Raw genomic sequence first — 18,250 nt, 5'->3', positions numbered from 1 at the left:
CTTTTTTTATATCTAATAAATATTATTTTTGCAACACACTATAAATTAATACGATGCCAAAAAACACGCAACTAAAATCTATTTTAATTATTGGTTCTGGACCAATTGTTATTGGGCAAGCCTGTGAGTTTGACTATTCAGGAACGCAAGCCTTACGCTCATTAAGAGAAGATGGTATAGAAACCGTTTTAATTAATTCTAATCCTGCAACTATCATGACAGATCCATCTATGGCTGATCATGTATACTTGTTGCCTTTAACTACGAAGTCTTTAGTTCAAATATTAAAAGAACACCCTCAAATTGATGCAGTATTGCCTACAATGGGAGGGCAGACCGCTTTAAATTTATGTATTGAAGCAGATGAAAAAGGTATTTGGGAAGATTTTGGTGTAGAAATTATTGGTGTAGATATTGATGCCATTAATATTACCGAGGATAGAGAGAAATTTAGAGAACTAATGCTTAAAATAGGAGTGCCAATGGCACCTCAAGCTACTGCAACTTCCTATTTAAAAGGAAAAGAAATAGCACAAGAGTTTGGCTTCCCTTTAATTATTAGAGCTTCTTTTACATTAGGTGGTGCTGGTGCTTCCTTTGTACATAAAGAAGAAGATTTTGATGAGTTATTAACACGTGGACTAGAAATTTCTCCAATTCACGAGGTAATGATTGATAAAGCGTTAATAGGTTGGAAAGAATATGAATTAGAACTTTTAAGAGATGCTAACGATAATGTAGTCATTATTTGTTCTATAGAAAACATGGACCCTATTGGTATTCATACTGGAGACTCTATAACAGTTGCTCCTGCAATGACATTAAGCGATAAAACGTACCAAAAAATGCGAGATATGGCAATTCACATGATGCGTAGTATTGGTGATTTTGCTGGTGGTTGTAATGTGCAATTTGCTGTAAGTCCAGATGAAAACGAAGACATAATAGCCATCGAAATTAATCCGCGTGTTTCGCGTTCTTCCGCATTAGCGAGTAAAGCAACTGGTTATCCTATAGCAAAAATTGCAGCTAAATTAGCTATTGGTTATCATTTAGACGAATTGCAAAATCAAATTACAAAATCTACTTCTGCTTTATTTGAGCCTACTTTAGACTATGTGATTGTAAAAATTCCACGTTGGAACTTCGATAAATTCGAAGGAAGCGATAGAACTCTAGGACTGCAAATGAAGTCTGTTGGTGAAGTCATGGGAATTGGTCGTTCTTTTCAAGAAGCATTACATAAAGCAACACAATCTCTAGAGATTAAACGTAATGGTTTAGGTGCAGACGGAAAAGGATATAAAGATTACGATCAAATAATTAGCAAGTTGAAATATGCAAGTTGGGATCGTGTTTTTGTTATTTATGATGCCATTCAAATGGGAATTCCATTAAGTAGAATTCATGAGATTACTAAAATCGATATGTGGTTCTTAAAGCAATATGAAGAATTACATATGCTTCAAAAAGAAATTTCTACTTTTAAAATTGATACTATTCAAAAAGATTTGTTACTAGAAGCTAAACAAAAAGGCTATGGAGACAGACAAATTGCGCACATGCTTGGTTGTTTAGAAAGTCAAGTGTATAATAAACGTGAAGAATTAGGTGTAAATAGAGTATATAAATTGGTGGATACTTGTGCTGCAGAATTTAAAGCAAAGACACCTTATTATTATTCTACTTTCGAGAATGATGTAGAAACTGCTGATGGAAAACGTTTTGCAGATAATGAAAGTATCGTTTCCAATAAAAAGAAAATTATAGTTCTTGGTTCTGGACCAAATAGAATTGGTCAAGGTATTGAGTTCGATTATTGTTGTGTACATGGTGTTTTAGCTGCCGCGGAATGTGGTTACGAAACCATCATGATTAACTGTAATCCAGAAACGGTTTCTACCGATTTTGATACAGCAGATAAACTATATTTTGAACCTGTATTTTGGGAACATATCTACGACATCATTAAACACGAAAAACCAGAAGGTGTTATTGTACAACTTGGTGGGCAAACCGCTTTAAAGTTAGCTGAAAAGTTAGATAGATACGGAATTAAAATTTTAGGAACTAGTTTCCAATCTTTAGATTTAGCAGAAGATAGAGGGCATTTTTCTAATCTTTTAAAAGAAAACAATATTCCTTTTCCTCAATTTGATATTGCAACCACAGCAGATGAAGCAGCAGCAATTGCAGATGTTCTTGATTTTCCAATATTGGTAAGACCGTCTTATGTTCTTGGTGGACAAGGCATGAAGATTGTAATTAACAAACAAGAACTTGAAAAGCATGTTGTAGATTTGTTACGAAGAATGCCAGGAAATCAATTGCTTCTTGATCACTATTTAGATGGAGCAATAGAAGCTGAAGCAGATGCGATTTGTGATGGAGAAAATGTTTATATTATTGGTATTATGGAACATATAGAACCTTGTGGAATTCATTCTGGTGATAGTAACGCTACATTACCGCCTTTTAATTTAGGTGAATTTGTTATGCAACAAATTAAAGACCACACTAAAAAGATAGCATTAGCATTAAATACCGTTGGTTTAATTAATATTCAGTTTGCTATTAAAGATGATATTGTGTACATAATTGAAGCAAATCCTAGAGCTTCACGTACTGTTCCTTTTATATCTAAAGCTTATGGAGAACCTTATGTAAATTTTGCAACCAAAGTGATGTTAGGAGAGAAGAAGGTTACAGATTTCGATTTTAAACCGGAACTTAAAGGTTATGCTATTAAACAACCTGTATTCTCCTTTAATAAGTTTCATAATGTAAATAAAAAGCTTGGACCAGAAATGAAAAGTACTGGAGAGAGTATTCTATTTATAGATAGTTTAAAAGAAGACGAATTCTATAATTTATACTCTAGACGTAAAATGTACTTAAGTAAATAATAATATTGTAGTTTATAACAAAAAAGAGAAGTTGTTTAGCAGCTTCTCTTTTTTGTTATAAGGCTATTTTAAAAACGAGCCCAGTTAATATAGCAATACCAAAGCTAATTAACGTACCAATTAATATATACTCAGTAAGTTTTCGGTGTTTAGACTCTTTAAGATCCCCAAATCTAAATACAGATTTTGCTGTGATTAAAAAACCAACAGCTTCCCAATGGTCTGCTACAATAAAGGTGAACACTAAAATACGTTCTAAAATACCAATATATTTTCCTGCATCTTTTAAAGATTCATTCCCTTTTGTAAGTTTTGAAATATCCCATTTTGTGAAAAGGATTTTCATTAGTATAGCAACTGGTTGCGTTAAAAATGCCAAACAGGTTATTAAAAGAAGGTTTTCTTCTAAAAGAAGTACTTTAAAATCTATTTTTGAATTGGTATAAACAAAATAGGTAATTAAGATTACCATAATATGTAGAACTTGGTCGATAAAGAAAAGTAATCGTTTTGTTTTCTTCTTTTGAATGCTAAGTTTAGTTGCATCAATAATAAAGTGCGAAATACCAATAATTAGTACGATTGACCAAAGTGTAAAATCCCAAAGAAGTATAAAAAGTAATAGCACATGTATCAATATGTGCAAATATAATTTTGGAGATTTTAGTTTTTTTACTTCTTTATCTTTTACCCATTTTTCTGGTTGCAAAAAGAAATCACCAATAAAGTGAGCCAATAAAAGTTTAATAAGTAGTATCATATTAAACTGTTTATTTTTTTCTTAAACATGCCATTTAATGCTAAAATTTCTTCCAAATTGGCACGTTTTTGCCTAGTGCTAATAGCGTTTTGGTTAATGCCAATTGTTTTTCCTAAATCTTCTTGTAATGCTTTTGGGTTTTCTAAAGTTAATTTAACAATTTCTGCCGAATTGACTGTCCAATGATCCATACTAATTAATGCTAGTTTAAAATATAGATTCAACTCCTTATTAAGTATTTCCGATTTTGTTTTAATTTTTAGATTTTGTTTTTCCTTTTTTAAAGTCTCAAAAGTTTCCCCAGAAAAAATAAAGGCTTCGCCATTAGATTCTGTTACATCGTTACCTTGATATGTTTTTTCGCCAATGCCAATAGCCAATCTAACGTCTAATCCTTTTATCATTTTAATTGCTGCTTTTATATAAATAGCAGCTTCAAAACTTTTAAAAGCATCTTTAATTTCTATTTGAAAACTGTCTCCACGATAAATTTCCCAGTGTTTATTGTTTGGTTCTAAATACGATAGACTCTCTTTTAATTGACTAAGCCAAATCTCTGGATTTTTTTGTCCGCGGGATTTGATAATATCCCCTGTAAGTATACTTGTCATTTGTTTTGATTTTTGTTCTCTTTTAAGAGGTAATGTTATTTATCATCTTATTATGTGATAATTAAAATTATCGCTTTATTGAGTGATAATCAAATATATTCCTTTTTTATGGAATAATCAAACATATTTTTTTATTTGGGAATAATGTAGTTTTACTCTTTTCAATAGCAAAAAAAAGGTTATTTAGAAAAGTGGTCTGGTAAATCAATGCGTACACGGTGATCATTTAGATCACTTAAATAGTTGTCTAAAGAAAAATCTACATGGTTAAATTCTTCTTGTCTTGCTTTGTGGTTTTCGTTACGGTTTATAGCTTTTAAAAAGCGTACAACTTCTGTTTTGTCATTTAAAATTATCCCAGGAACAACAACAGATTTACCATTGTCATCTTTTGCAACCATTGTAAAATAAGAAGAATTACAATGTTTGGTTTCTCCAGTTCTTATGTTTTCTGCTTCTACACGAATACCAATAACCATAGAAGTTCTTCCAACAAAATTAACAGAAGCTTTCATGGTTACTAAATCTCCAATTTCTACAGGGCTTAAAAAATCTACTGTATTTACAGAAGCAGTAACACAATAGGTTTCCGAGTGTTTAGAGCCACATGCAAAAGCAATTTCATCCATTAAGCTTAAAATATAACCACCATGAATTTTTCCTCCAAAATTGGAGTGCGAGGGTTGCATTAGTAATGAAATGCTAATACGAGAAGAATCGACTGTTTTAAATTTTTGTTTCATATTAGTATCTATTATTTCGTGAAGTATCTTCTTCCACTTTGGTTATAAAATATTTGGTGTCTCCAAGCCAAAAGAAGGTTTTGTAACGTTCAAAATAGCTTAGTTTTACAAACTTGCCTTGTAAATTATTTAAATCTTGAATTACTTTTTCGTTTTTATCTTCCACCGAAAACTTAAAAAATTGCGATTCCGAAACTCCTTGGCTAATTTCGCCTTCCCAAGTTTTAAATAGTACACCTTTACTACTAAACTTTACTAGTTCTCCAGCTCTAACGCCTTCGCTATAGGTTACAAAATAAAGGAAGCAGAAATAGGCTACAAATAGTAATGCAATGGTAATAAATGCTTTTATTAAAAATTTTATCATAGTGTTTACAAGTTAATCGTCTGCAGCAGCTCTTTTAATAATAGTTTCTGGTAGTGTTTTTTTAGCTTTTGCTCCTAATTTTTTAATTTTTTCGACACTAGTAACTAGGTTTCCTTTTCCTTCTACTAGTTTATTCATTGCAGCCGAATAATCTGTTTTTGCTGCATCAATTTTTTTGCCAACACCTGTTAAATCGGTAACTAAACCATGAAATTTATCGTATAAAGCACCAGCTTGTCTAGCAATTTCAATGGCATTTTGTTGTTGTTTTTCGTTATTCCACATACTATCAACAGTTCGTAATGTAGCTAAAAGGGTTGCTGGAGTAACAATTACAATATTTTTTTCAAATGCTTTATTATATAGAGAATTATCGGCATTAATAGCTACAGCAAAAGCAGGCTCTATAGGTATAAAAAGTAACACGAAATCTGGAGATTCAATATCGTATAAATCTTCATATTTTTTTTCAGAAAGCTGATCTACGTGTCTTCTAATTGAATGGATATGTGCTTTTAAAAATGTTTCTCGTTCTTCGTCTTCTGCATTTACATAACGTTCATAATCGGTTAAAGATACTTTACTATCAATAATCATCTTTTTGTTATCTGGTAAATGCAAAACAATATCCGGAAGCACACGCGAACCGTCTTCTCTAGTAAAGTTTTGTTGCACAAAATATTCTCTGTCTTTTTCTAGTCCAGATTTTTCTAATACACGTTCTAGTACCAATTCGCCCCAATTCCCTTGCATTTTACTATCTCCTTTTAAAGCTCTAGTAAGGTTTGTTGCTTCTTTTGTCATTTGCTGGTTTAAATCTTTTAAACCTAATAATTGTTCTTTTAAAGCAGAATGCATACTAATGCTTTCTTTTTGTGTATCGTCTACTTTCTTTTCGAAAATTTGAATTTTTTCTTGTAATGGATTTAAAATTTGTTGGATGTTTTCTTTATTCTGAAGAGTGAATTTTTCCGATTTCGCATCTAATATTTTATTGGCAAGATTTTCAAAATCGGTACGAAGCCTTTTTTGTTGTTCTTCTAGTTCTTCATCTCTTTTTAAATTTAGTTTCTGAAGGTTTTCAAACTCGGTATTCTTTCTTGCTAATTCTTGATTTAAGAAATCTTTTTCACGACGGATGCTTTCACGCTCCGTTTCAATTTTAGAAATAGTTTCTCTAAGTTCCTTTAACTGCGCAGTAAACGTGGTGTTTTGTTTTTCGTTTTCGGTACTATGAAACTGTTTAAAATCGTTTAACTGTTGTTGTAAGTTATTATTGCGTTCTTCTAATGTACTCCTTTCGCTTTTACTTTTAAGTTTAGTGAATAGCATGCCTAAATATGCACCAAATGCAGCAGCAATAACTATAGAAATAATAAGAATAATACTGTCGTTCATTTAAAATTGAAGTTTACCCAAAGATAAATTTTTATTCAGAAATAAAACGAATGAATAAGAAATGATTTAACAGTCGGTTATTTATAAAATAGATGTAGAAATTTCAATATCAGCATCCTTCCAAGCAGTATCAAACTCTAGCTTTATTTTGTTTGCTTCATCCAATTTTCCTTGTGCTTTTAAGGATTGATATAAACCCATTAACGACCAACCATTTTGTCTTAAATTTTTTAAATCTTCTTTAAAAACCAACTCTGCTTCCTTGTATTTATTTGCTTGAAGTAAAACAGCACCTAAATTCTGTCTTGGAGGAATATACCATGCCGATGGTTCGTTATATATTAAATTGTCTTCCATTTTTACAGCGCTTTCCAAATGGGTAATGGCAGAGTCATAGTTTCCTTTTAAGGCTTCTAATTCGCCAGCAACTACTTGAAATGCCAATTTAGAAATTTTGGTACCATTATCGAAACCTGTGGCAATTATGGTTTCCATTTCTGGATCTTTAAGGAAACTAGCAATTGCGTCTAATTCTTCTTGCGCATCTTTAATATTGTTTTTTCTAATAAAGGCTATCCCACGTGCATAATGCCAAATCATTTTTAAATGTTTGAGTTCATCATTTGGTTTCGGAATAGTTAAAATGTCATTCCATTTTCCAAATCGCGTATAAGCAAGGAGTGGTGTAGCCGCAAAATTTTGTAAAAAATGAAGCTCTTTTAATTCGCCGGTAGGAACTTTTTCTGCTGTTTTTTTAGCGGCATCTAAAGCAATTTCACTGTTTCCTAATAATGTTGCTGCCGACCATAAAAAGTGAATATTATGGGGATAATACCCTAAAGGATACATGCCTTGAGATAAACATTGCGATATATAATCTTCATCTGCTAAAATGGCCTTTTGGTTAGATTCTACAGCATCTTTGTATCTACCAACTCGTATATAAATATGCGATGGCATATGTACAATATGTCCAGCTGCAGGCATTAATAATGCTAGTTTTTCTGCGCTTGGAATTGCTAAATCTGGTTTTGGTAGTTCTACCATATGAATATAATAATGATGCGCACCAGGATTATTGGCGTCTAAAACCATCGCTTTTTCAAGTGCTGCTTTTGCTTTATCAATATTTGGTGAAGGATTACCGTCTTTGTCCCAATAATTCCAAGGTACCGTATTCATAACTGAAGCTGCAAATAAGGTGTTGATATTGGTATCTTCTGGATATGTATCCAAAAGTTTAGACATTGCATGCATATAGGCTACATTTAATTCTGGAGTATCTGCAGTCAAATCTTTAGAATATCGATGGGTTAATGCTCCAATGATATCTTGCTCTTTTTTAGTTGCGTTTGTAGCTAATTGTTTCGCTTTGCTTATAGCTTCGTTGTATTTGTTTTTACGATCATCGTCTGGTAAAGGATCGTTAATGTTTGGACCAAGAGTATAGGCTTGACCCCAGAATGCCATTGCTAAATTTGGGTCTAATCTGGAAGCTTCCATAAAAGAACGATGTGCTTCCGCATGATTAAATGCATATGTAAGTCGTAAGCCTTGGTTGAAAAATTGTTGTGCTAATTCATTTTTTGTGCTGACTTTGTACGCATGATTTCCAAGATTTTCAAATAGCGGAGAAATTTGTTTAGTCGTATCTACCGCTTCCAATAAAAATTTTGCAGGGATGCATGTAATAACATCCATACCGTATTTTTTAGAGTAGTCGATTTCTTCTTCTTTATTTAAAAAGAATAAAGACATTATAGTCACTGTAAGCAGTGAAAATAAGAATAGATTTAATTTCGTTTTCATGGTTTCTATAATTTAGAATACCATTAAAATAAATAGGATAAATTTTAATAAATAGATTTAAATATCTGAAAATGAGCAGTATAAATATAGTTAATTTATTTGATAGTTTTAATAAAATTATTTTTTCACTCTAAAAGTACCAGTAGTTGCATCGAAAGAAATCAAATCTTCTGGGAATAATGTGCTAAATGTTCCTTGCTGAATTAAAAGACAAGGCGAATTTGAAGTTACTTCGGTTTTATTCATTACAATCATAGTGTCACATAACTGTATAGCTAAATCTATTTCATGCGAAGAAAATAATATAGTTTTACCTGTTTCTTTTACCAATTTTTGAAGCAGTTTTAAAATATATACTTTGTGGTACATATCTAAATGAGTAGTTGGCTCGTCTAGAATTATCAAATCTGTATCTTGAGCCAAAGCACGAGCAATCATTACTTTTTGAAGCTGCCCATCACTAAGTTCGAAACATTTTTTATGTTTTAAATCTTCAATATTTGTTTGTGAAATGGCGTTGTTAACGATTGTAATATCGGTATTAGATAAATTACCAACCCAATTGGTGTAAGGTTGTCTACCTAAAGCAATGAGCTCGAAAACAGATAAGTTTTTAGAAGAAATACTTTCGGTTAAAACCAAACTCATACTTTTTGCTAAGTCTAAATTGGTATAGTTTTCTAAAGGCTTTTCATTTAAAAAAATAGACCCAGATAATTTGGGTTGTACTTGAGAAATTGTTCTTAATAAGGTAGATTTACCAATACCGTTTCCACCAACTAAACCAATTAATTCTCCTTTTTTTAAGACAATATTTATGTTTGTAGCAATTGTGTTTTCTTCTTTTTTTGAAGTATAACCAATGGTTAGATTTTTGGTTTTTAGAATGGTATGTTGGTTTTTATTTTCCATTAAAAAAGCATCTTTCTTTTTCTTACTAATAACCAAATAACAACAGGAGCACCAATTAAACTAGTAATTGCGTTAATTGGTAATGTATAATCACTATTGGGTATTTGAGCAATACTATCACAAATAAGCATAATAATTGCTCCAAATAAAAACACTGCTGGTAATAATATTTTATGATTAGCCGTGTTAAAGATTTGTCGTGTTAAGTGAGGAATAGCCAAACCTATAAATGCAATTGGTCCCGCAAAGGCTGTTATGGTTCCTGCCAATAAACTAGTTGCGATAATAATTATTAAACGACTTTGTTTAATGTTTAATCCTAGACTTTTTGCGTAATTTTCGCCAAGTAATAATGTGTTTAATCCTTTTATAGAAAGGATGCTTATAAGTATTCCAAAGGAATAAATAATGAAAAAAACACCAAGTTCTTGCCAAGATAAATTACCTAGACTTCCAAATCCCCAAAAAATGTATTGTTGTAATTGTTCGGCAGAACTAAAATAGGAGAGTACACTTACAATTGCGGCAGTTATGCTTCCAAACATGAGTCCAATAATAAGTATAGCCATAGTATCTCGCACTTTTGCAGATACAATTAAAACAGTTAATAAAACTAAAAAACTACCTAAACTTGCAGCTATAACGATACTCCATTTGGAGATTAGTAAAGTTGCAAAAACACCTCCAAAAACGGAAGCTCCCATAATAATTAAAGCAACACCTAAGCTGGCTCCTGAGGTAATGCCTAGTACGAAAGGACCAGCAAGCGGGTTTCTAAATAAGGTTTGCATTAATAGCCCTGAAATGCCTAAGCCAGAACCAACTAAAATAGCAGTGAACGCCTTGGGCAATCTATAAGCTTGTATAATATAATTATCTGTTGTGCCTGTTAAACTTTCAAAAATAGTTTTAAACGGTATAGACACAGAACCCAAACTAATATTTGCAAAAAAGCATATAATTAAGAGAATACTTAATAGTAAAAAAGGGAGTTTATATGTTTTTGTTTCCGGCAATTATTCTAATGGTTTAAAAAAGTAAGGTTTGTAATCTTGTAATACTTCTGGATGACAGATTTTAATAATATCTTTTAATACTAAATCTGGTCTAGCAGTTCCTAATTCATAATAGGTAACACCTCCAGTTTTACCTGTATTATTAACAAATGAAAAAATATTCTTATTGGTGAAAGCATCAAATTTTGTGTAATGTTTACTCGCTTTTTCAAGAGCTTCTAAACTGGAATAATATGACGGGCTTAACCATAATTCGGCTTGTTTCGCTTTTTCATAAACGCTTTCAAAGTTAAGGGCTAAGCTTCCACTTCCAGTGGTTTCGCTCCATAAATAATTTACATTAGCATCTTTTAAAATTTGCGCTTCCGGACTTGTACCATTTGGTAAATACCAAACATCTTTGTGCATAGCTCCACATAAAACGGTTGGTTGCTTTTTTACTTTAGCAGCTAATGTTTTGGCTTCTAAATAGTCTTTTTCAATAGTATTAAAAATAGAATCTGCTTCTTTTTGTTTGTTATAGAGTACACCAAAAAACTTTATCCATTCCGCTTTTGCTAAAGGTGATTTTTCTACCCAGTCACCATTATAAATTACAGGGATTCCAGATTTTTTAATGGTTTCGAAAGTTTTGTTGTTTCCATCAATTCCAAAACCAACAACAACATCTGGGTTAACGTCTAATAAAACTTCGGTATTGATACCTTCATTTTTACCTAATTCTCTAACCAATCCATTGTCAATGTTTTCTCTTGTTTCTTCAGAAGAAATATAATCACTACCAGGAAAACCAGCCAGTGTTTGTGCAACACCTAGCAATTCTAAAGCAGGAATATGTGTAGTAGATGTTACTACAATTTTTTCAATAGGAATTGTAATTATACCATCAAATGCATCTTTATTTAAAGTGACTTTAGCAGCTAGGTGTTTCGGTACTAATGCATATTTGTATTCTTTTTCGGCTTTAGGCCAAGGGTTTTTTATCGTTAATATTTTAAAATTTTCGTTATGTGTAATGTAAAATCCTTGTGCATAATTAAAATCGGAATAGGCAATATCTTGTTTGTTTTTCGGAATTAGTTTTACTTCCTTTTTGCAAGAAATAAAGAATAGTATACTACAAAATAGAAGGAAAGTGATTTTTTTGTTTTGTAACATTAGTGACATTTAAACTGATTAAATTCGTGTAAATTTATATAAAATTTTAGTAATGAGAGATGGTTCAAATGTAACAATATATATAGTAGGGGGGATTATAATTGCACATTTTTTAATTGGCTTTATTTATCTTATTTATAAAATGAATAAGAAAAAGTGAGTTTAAATTAGTTTGCATTTAAAAAAGAATCTATTTTTGCCGAGAATTTTGGTTTGACTTCGCAATGATGCAAAGTCGATTAAAAGGGAATCTAGTTAAAATCTAGAACTGTTCCCGCAACTGTAAGCTATAAAGCTTCATGTTAAACTTCAAGTCACTGGAAATAATTTCTGGGAAGACCAACATGAAGACGTAAGTCAGGAGACCTGCCAATTTCAGCATTCAACAAATCTTCGGGAGAAAGATTTCAAGATTATGAAAAAAGGTATTCTATTTTTAATTGGTATTGTTTATAGCTTTCACTGTTTTTCGCAAACAAAGCTTGACTCTGTACAACATTTAGATGAAGTAGTTTTAAAGTCTGATAGGCACCTAAAAACTTTTTCTAACACACAAAAAGTTGCTACATTAAAAGATACATTATTAAATAGAAGCGCTCCTTCTTTAACCCAGTTGTTAAATAATAATTCGGCTATTTATTTTAAAGAAAATGGCTTAGGTATGGTTTCCTCACCATCATTTCGAGGTACCACAGCACAGCAAACTGCAGTAGTGTGGAATGGGGTTAATATCAATTCGCAATTTAATGGACAGACTGATTTTAATACTATTAATATTCGCAATTTTGATGCAGTAAGTATTAGAAGTGGTGGAGGGAGTGTGCTGTATGGAAGTGGTGCTATTGGCGGTTCTATTCACTTAAATAATAATATCGCTTTTAATGAAGGCTTTAACAATTTTGTTTATACCAATTACGGGAGTTTTAATACTTTAGATTTTGGTGTGAAGTCTGTATTTTCTTCTAAAAAATTTAGCGTCGATGTTGCACTTAGCAGGTCGAGTTCAGACAATGATTACGATTATGTAGATAGTGATAAAACCAATCTTAATGGTGCGTTTTACAATCAGAGTATATCTGCAAATTTTGGATATAAAATAAATGCGAAGAATATTCTGAAGTTGTATACTTATCTATACGATGGTGAACGTGAATTTTCGTTTATATTCGCTTCAGAAACACCTACAAAATACCAAGATTTAAATTCTAGAAATATGCTAGAATGGAATGGTATATATGGAAAATTTATATCTACTTTAAAACTAGTATATCTTTCCGAAAAGTATAAATATTTTGCGAATAGTAATTTTGAAACATTCTCTTTTGGTGAAGCAAAAACCCTTATAGGTAAATACGATTTAAGTTATCGTGTATTTAAAGATGCCATGCTGCAAGGGGTTGTAGATATTACAAATACTTTAGGTAAAGGTTCTGATATAGGTGAAAACGAACGAACCATTTCTAGTTTTAGTTTATTATACAAACAACAAATTAAATCCTTTTTTTACGAAGCCACATTAAGAAAAGAAGTTACTAGTAATTATGATAGCCCATTGCTGTATAGTCTAGGATTGCAATATAAATTTGGGAAGTATTATACGGTAAATGTAAATGGTTCTAAGAATTTTAGAATTCCTACTTATAATGATTTGTATTGGGAAGGAAGTGGTAATACCAATTTAAAACCAGAAACTTCTAAGCAAATAGAAATAGGAAATCAATTAGATTTTAAACACGTCTCTTTTTCTGCAACAGGTTTTTATAATGATATAAAAGACATGATTCGTTGGCTCCCTTCAGGAAGTAACTGGCAACCTATAAATACAGACCATGTAGAAACCTATGGTTTAGAATCTACATTAGATTTAAAATATCATTTAAAAGAACATCAGTTTACTTTAGGAGGAACGTATGCGTATACTGTTTCAAAAAATAAAGAAACAGATTTACAGTTAATTTATGTGCCAAAACACAAGGCAACAGCTACTTTTAATTATCAACGTAATCGCGCTTCTTTTTATTACCAAACACTTTATGTGGGCGATGTTCTTACTTTACAAGACGACGATCCTAAATACATATTAGATGCTTATTTTGTTTCTAATATTGGGCTTTCTTACGCCTTTGGAAAAGAGAAACAATTTACTTTAGGAGCACAAATTAAAAACCTTTATAATATAAACTATCAGAGTGTAGCAAGTCGCTACATGCCTGGAATTAACTATAATTTTTACTTTAACTATAATTTTTAAACAATGAAAAAACAATTCAAATTTTTAGCTTTTACGCTTCTTTTAAGTGTATTAATAACTTCATGTAGTAATGATGATAATGATGATAGCGGTTCTTCAAGCTTAGGAGCATATGATAATGGTTATTTTGTGTTGAATGAAGGAAATGGTAATCCTGCAACAGCATCTGTTACTTTTGTAGGTGATGATGGTATTATTGTAGAAGATGTGTTTAGACTAGTAAATCCAACAGCAGATGAAATTGGTTCTTACTTACAAGATATCTTTTTTGATGATACTAGAGCATTTATTATTTCTGGATCTGCAAATCAAGTAACGGTTGTTGATCGTTATACTTTTGAATACATAACAACTATTAATTCTAATTTTTCTGCACCTAGATTTGGTACTGTTGAAAACGGAAAAGCTTATGTCACTAACTCTGCAGAATGGAACACAGGAGCAGATGATTTTCTTACTGTTATCGACCTTAATGATTATTCTACGACAACTATAATTGTTGGTGATTATTCAGAAAAAATTACTTCAGATGATGATTATGTGTATATTTCTAATGGATATTATGGAAGTGGAAATGCGGTAACTATTTTAAATACAAATACACAAGTATTAACTAGTATTGATTTGGGGGTAGGAAACTCTCCAAATTCCATAATAGAAGAAGATGATGATTTATTCTTATTATCTTATGATTATGGATCTAATGGAAAAATTTTTAAAATCAATACAGCTACGAATGCTATTGAAAGTACAATAGATCTTCCAGCTTCATTAGTTGCAGCTAAAAACTTAGTAATAGAAGACGATACTTTTTACTTTACGGTAGACGCTTCGGTTTATAGTGCTTCTATGAGTAGTACTACTATTTCTGATATCGCTTTATTAACGTATAATTCTACATCTACATATGGTGTTATGTATGGGTTTAATGTAGAAGATAATAAAATCTATATTTCCGATGGAGGAGATTTTAACTCTAACAGTAATGTATATGAATACTCTTTAAGCGGTTCTTTATTAAATACAATAACAGTAGGAGTAGGACCAAATAGTTTTCATTTTAATTAATATTACTTAATTATATAAAAAAAAAGCCACTCCGTAGAGTGGCTTTTTTTTAGTTTACATATATTTTAATCTAAATACATACCGTTTTCAAAAGGGTTGTAATCCACTTTATTTTTAATCTTATTAAAATTATTTGTTTTGGTTTGTGCAAACCTTCCGTTCTGTAAAATATGTAGTAATGCTGCAGCTAGTAAAGGTTCACTAGCATCTCCTAGAATACCATAGTTACTTGGATCTTCGTTTATTTCTATAGTTGGTATTAATCCTTCGTTAGGTACACTTACATCTAATTTGTTAACAGTTTTTGCTACTAAAGGTTGTAAAGCATAGTTATGTAAAGGGCTTGCTCCACTTCGTCCAAAGTCTGGTGAATCATATAGCGTAATGGATGCTTGCGATTTCCCTGTAGTTTGTAAACCAATTTGTATCACTTCTAATTGCGAATACGCTTTTAAGCTATTAATAACCATTTCGCTTGCAGAAGCAGATGCTCCAGTAGTAAGAATATATACCTTTTGTAAATTAAGACTGTTAATACTATTGCCATCAAAAGAATTTGTGAATCGATATTCGGTATTACTACTTTGTAAATCGGTGTTATAAATTAGCTTAGCAAAAGTTTCTCCATTAAATTGTCCAGTAATCATACTTCCTAAAAGTGTTGCAGTATTTACAGATCCACCAGGATTATATCGTAAATCTAAAACCAGATGTTGCACATTATTACTAAGTAGTGTAGCAAAAGCATTGTTTAATTGATTGTTAAAATCGGCTGTAAAACCATTGTACATTAAATAACCAACGTTTTGGTTGTTAACTTCTAATATTTCCGTTTTATATACTGGATTTTCTGTAAAAGCCACTTTAGTTAAAGTTGCTGTTTCGTTGGTCGCTTCAATACTGTCATCACTATCATCATTTGGCGTGTTATTATCATTATACGTTGCTAAATTTAAGGTGTAATTATCTTGGTTTAATAAAGTGCCTAGGTTATTTTCGGTTAAGGCTACATCATCTACAGCATTAAATATTTGTCCGCGTTGCAATCCTTGAGATTCCGCAGGACTATTGTTTAAAACCAGTTTAATTATTCCAAAAACTTCGGTGTTACTTCCTGGTTCATAGTAAAAGTCAAATTCTAAACCATTGCTTGTTCTTACGCCATCAAAACTTTCTTCTAAGGCAATATAATCATCTGTAATCCAACTAAATCTATCGGTGTTTTGTCTGTCGTAAATTAGATTTTCAAATAATGCCTCAGGAGTTTCAAAAGAGTTTAAATAGCTAGAATAATCGGCATCACTAGAAAATCGATTATCAGCTAAGTCCGGTTTGTTTTCTTTATATAAATAGGCGTAATTCATTCCTTTCCAAACAAAATCTTTAATTTCGGAAGCGGTTACAGGGTTGTCATCTAAATCTTCAAAACAAGCTGTACATAAAGTAGCAGCAAAGCATAGAAGTATAATTTTTTTTAAACGTATCATAGCAATAAAGTTTTCTTTTTTCTTTTAAAAGTACTTATTTTATCTGCAAATAAAAATTTATTGTAACAAAATGTAAAGTTGTTCGTCGTAATACAAACAGCCCTTACCAAGCAGTTTTAACCAAAACCAAAAAAATGACACAAACTGAGTTTTTACATATTGTAATGCCTTTTAAAGATAAGGTGTTTCGTTTAGCAAAACGATTGCTAGTGTCTAGAGAAGAAGCAGAAGATGCAACACAAGAAGTGCTTTTGAAATTGTGGAAGAATAAAACAAAAATGCAAGAGTATAAAAACGTAGAAGCATTTTCTATGACCATGACGAAAAATTTTTGTTTAGATAAGTTAAAATCGAAACAAGCACAAAATTTAAAGTTAGTGCATAGTAATTACCAAGACAACAATACATCTTTACAAAAACAATTAGAATTTAGTGATAGTGTAGATTGGGTTGCTAAAATAATGGAAGATTTACCAGAACAACAAAAGCTGGTAGTGCAATTAAGGGATATTGAGCAGTATGATTTTGACGAAATTGGCAAGATGCTTGATATGAATAATACAGCAGTGCGAGTTGCATTGTCTAGAGCAAGAAAAACAATAAGAGAAAAATTAACAAAAACACACAATTATGGTGTTAGATAATATAGAAGAATTAATAGAAAAGTACGACAATGGCGAAACATCGCTAATAGAAGAGCAGCAGTTAAAAAACTATTTTAAACAAGAGACTGTAGCGCCACATTTAGAAATGTATAAACCAATGTTTGCCTATTTTTCTGTAAGTCAAGAAGAGCAGTTTACAAAAGACGTTCCATTAAAAACTAACAAAAACAATTTGTATAAATGGATTTCGGTTGCAGCAGTAGCAGTTCTTATGTTAGGATTTTATTTTAAATCACCTCTAACTTCTGCAGAAGATTTAGGTACTTATGATGATCCTGAAATGGCATACCTAGAAGTGAAAAAATCTTTAGAAATGATCTCTACGCAGTTCAATAAAGGAGCTTCAAGTATCAATTATTTAGCAGAAGTAGATAATACTACTAGTCTAATTTTTAAAAAATAGAAAACATGTACCTAGCCATCTATCTTATTTTAAAACAAATCTAAAAGAGGAAGAATAGGCGAACACATTTTTACAATTAATAACAAATAAATACTACAAAAATGAATACACAAATAAATAAAATAAGTAAAATGAAAAAGAATGTAATTTTAGTCGCAATGGCTTTATTAATGATGCCTTTAACATCTATGGCTCAAGATATATTTTCCAAATATAGCGACAATGCAGATGTAACCTATGTAAATATTAAACCTAAAATGTTTCAAATGTTAGCAAAAATGGATATCGATTCCGATGATCCTGAAGCAAATGAATATCTTGAAATGGTAAATAGTATTACTAGTTTAAAAACTATAATTACCGAAAAAGGTGCAATTTCTGCAGATTTAACTTCTTGGGTAACCTCTAAAGCAAGTAGTTTAGAAGAATTAATGGAAGTTAAAGATGATGGAACTGTTATTAAATTCTATATCAAAGAAGGAAAAGATGAAGATCACGTAAAAGAGCTTTTAATTTTTGTAAACGGAATTAGTAAACACATGGAAGGATCTGACGTTTCTGTAAATGGTACGCAACGTAAATTTGAAACCGTAATTGTATCTTTAACAGGAGATATAGACTTAAAACAAGTTTCTAAACTTACCAAAAAAATGAATATTCCTGGAGGAGAACATTTAGAAGATAAAAAATAAATAA

Annotated in this window: 16 protein-coding genes and 1 riboswitch; of the genes, 6 read left to right on the top strand and 10 right to left on the bottom strand. The window is 31.2% G+C overall.

What is annotated here, in order from left to right; genetic code table 11:
• The first annotated feature begins 53 nt into the window (after window positions 1-53).
• A complete protein-coding gene (carB, locus tag ACVC3Y_RS12500; RefSeq protein WP_303423925.1) occupies window positions 54-2,906 on the top strand; it encodes a carbamoyl-phosphate synthase large subunit in 2,853 nt (950 codons plus the stop codon).
• Window positions 2,907-2,961: 55 nt separating this feature from the next.
• Here carB and ACVC3Y_RS12495 read toward each other — a convergent pair whose 3' ends face one another.
• The 9 genes from ACVC3Y_RS12495 to ACVC3Y_RS12455 all read right to left on the bottom strand — a co-directional run bounded on the left by ACVC3Y_RS12495 (window position 2,962) and on the right by ACVC3Y_RS12455 (window position 11,680).
• Complete coding sequence (locus ACVC3Y_RS12495) at window positions 2,962-3,666, bottom strand: DUF3307 domain-containing protein (protein ID WP_303423924.1); 705 nt, start codon at window positions 3,664-3,666, stop codon at window positions 2,962-2,964.
• Entirely contained in the window at window positions 3,663-4,277 is a 615-nt protein-coding gene (locus ACVC3Y_RS12490) for a transcriptional regulator (protein WP_303423923.1), read from the bottom strand. Before ACVC3Y_RS12490 ends, ACVC3Y_RS12495 begins: the two co-directional genes overlap by 4 nt.
• A gap of 179 nt (window positions 4,278-4,456) precedes the next feature.
• Complete coding sequence (locus ACVC3Y_RS12485; RefSeq protein ID WP_452227076.1) at window positions 4,457-5,020, bottom strand: acyl-CoA thioesterase; 564 nt, start codon at window positions 5,018-5,020, stop codon at window positions 4,457-4,459.
• Window position 5,021: 1 nt separating this feature from the next.
• The gene (locus ACVC3Y_RS12480) at window positions 5,022-5,387 is read right to left on the bottom strand and encodes a 6-phosphogluconate dehydrogenase (protein WP_303423921.1); all 366 of its coding nucleotides are present in this window, start codon (window positions 5,385-5,387) and stop codon (window positions 5,022-5,024) included.
• A 12-nt stretch (window positions 5,388-5,399) separates the two neighbouring features.
• Window positions 5,400-6,785 (bottom strand): DNA recombination protein RmuC, encoded by a 1,386-nt coding sequence (gene rmuC, locus ACVC3Y_RS12475; RefSeq protein WP_452227075.1) that lies wholly within the window; start codon window positions 6,783-6,785, stop codon window positions 5,400-5,402.
• Between the two features lie 81 nt (window positions 6,786-6,866).
• Window positions 6,867-8,594 (bottom strand): tetratricopeptide repeat protein, encoded by a 1,728-nt coding sequence (locus ACVC3Y_RS12470; protein WP_452227074.1) that lies wholly within the window; start codon window positions 8,592-8,594, stop codon window positions 6,867-6,869.
• A 117-nt stretch (window positions 8,595-8,711) separates the two neighbouring features.
• Window positions 8,712-9,506 carry an ABC transporter ATP-binding protein gene (locus ACVC3Y_RS12465; protein WP_303423918.1) on the bottom strand — a complete coding sequence of 265 codons (795 nt, stop codon included), beginning with the start codon at window positions 9,504-9,506 and terminating at the stop codon, window positions 8,712-8,714.
• Window positions 9,506-10,522, bottom strand: coding sequence for a FecCD family ABC transporter permease (locus ACVC3Y_RS12460; RefSeq protein WP_452227073.1), 1,017 nt, complete (start codon window positions 10,520-10,522; stop codon window positions 9,506-9,508). Before ACVC3Y_RS12460 ends, ACVC3Y_RS12465 begins: the two co-directional genes overlap by 1 nt.
• On the bottom strand, window positions 10,523-11,680 hold the full coding sequence (locus ACVC3Y_RS12455) for an ABC transporter substrate-binding protein (RefSeq protein ID WP_452227072.1): 1,158 nt from the start codon (window positions 11,678-11,680) through the stop codon (window positions 10,523-10,525).
• A gap of 192 nt (window positions 11,681-11,872) precedes the next feature.
• Window positions 11,873-12,068, top strand: a riboswitch (cobalamin riboswitch).
• A gap of 27 nt (window positions 12,069-12,095) precedes the next feature.
• Here ACVC3Y_RS12455 and ACVC3Y_RS12450 point away from each other — a divergent pair.
• Window positions 12,096-13,931, top strand: a complete 1,836-nt coding sequence (locus tag ACVC3Y_RS12450; protein WP_452227071.1) for a TonB-dependent receptor plug domain-containing protein — start codon at window positions 12,096-12,098, stop codon at window positions 13,929-13,931.
• A gap of 3 nt (window positions 13,932-13,934) precedes the next feature.
• The gene (locus tag ACVC3Y_RS12445) at window positions 13,935-14,999 is read left to right on the top strand and encodes a YncE family protein (RefSeq protein WP_452227070.1); all 1,065 of its coding nucleotides are present in this window, start codon (window positions 13,935-13,937) and stop codon (window positions 14,997-14,999) included.
• 65 nt (window positions 15,000-15,064) lie between these two features.
• Here ACVC3Y_RS12445 and ACVC3Y_RS12440 read toward each other — a convergent pair whose 3' ends face one another.
• Window positions 15,065-16,486: a S41 family peptidase gene (locus ACVC3Y_RS12440; protein ID WP_452227069.1), complete on the bottom strand. Its 1,422-nt coding sequence runs from the start codon at window positions 16,484-16,486 to the stop codon at window positions 15,065-15,067.
• Between the two features lie 134 nt (window positions 16,487-16,620).
• Between ACVC3Y_RS12440 and ACVC3Y_RS12435 the strand changes: the two genes are divergently transcribed.
• From ACVC3Y_RS12435 to ACVC3Y_RS12425, 3 genes are all read left to right on the top strand, one after another.
• Window positions 16,621-17,130 (top strand): RNA polymerase sigma factor, encoded by a 510-nt coding sequence (locus ACVC3Y_RS12435; protein WP_303423912.1) that lies wholly within the window; start codon window positions 16,621-16,623, stop codon window positions 17,128-17,130.
• Window positions 17,117-17,554, top strand: coding sequence for a hypothetical protein (locus ACVC3Y_RS12430; protein ID WP_452227068.1), 438 nt, complete (start codon window positions 17,117-17,119; stop codon window positions 17,552-17,554). The genes ACVC3Y_RS12435 and ACVC3Y_RS12430 overlap by 14 nt, the downstream gene beginning before the upstream one ends.
• Window positions 17,555-17,655: 101 nt before the next feature.
• Complete coding sequence (locus tag ACVC3Y_RS12425) at window positions 17,656-18,246, top strand: DUF4252 domain-containing protein (RefSeq protein ID WP_452227067.1); 591 nt, start codon at window positions 17,656-17,658, stop codon at window positions 18,244-18,246.
• Window positions 18,247-18,250: the final 4 nt, after the last annotated feature.

It is taken from the genome of Lacinutrix cladophorae (assembly GCF_053604645.1).
This window is presented reverse-complemented; position numbering and strand designations above follow the sequence as displayed.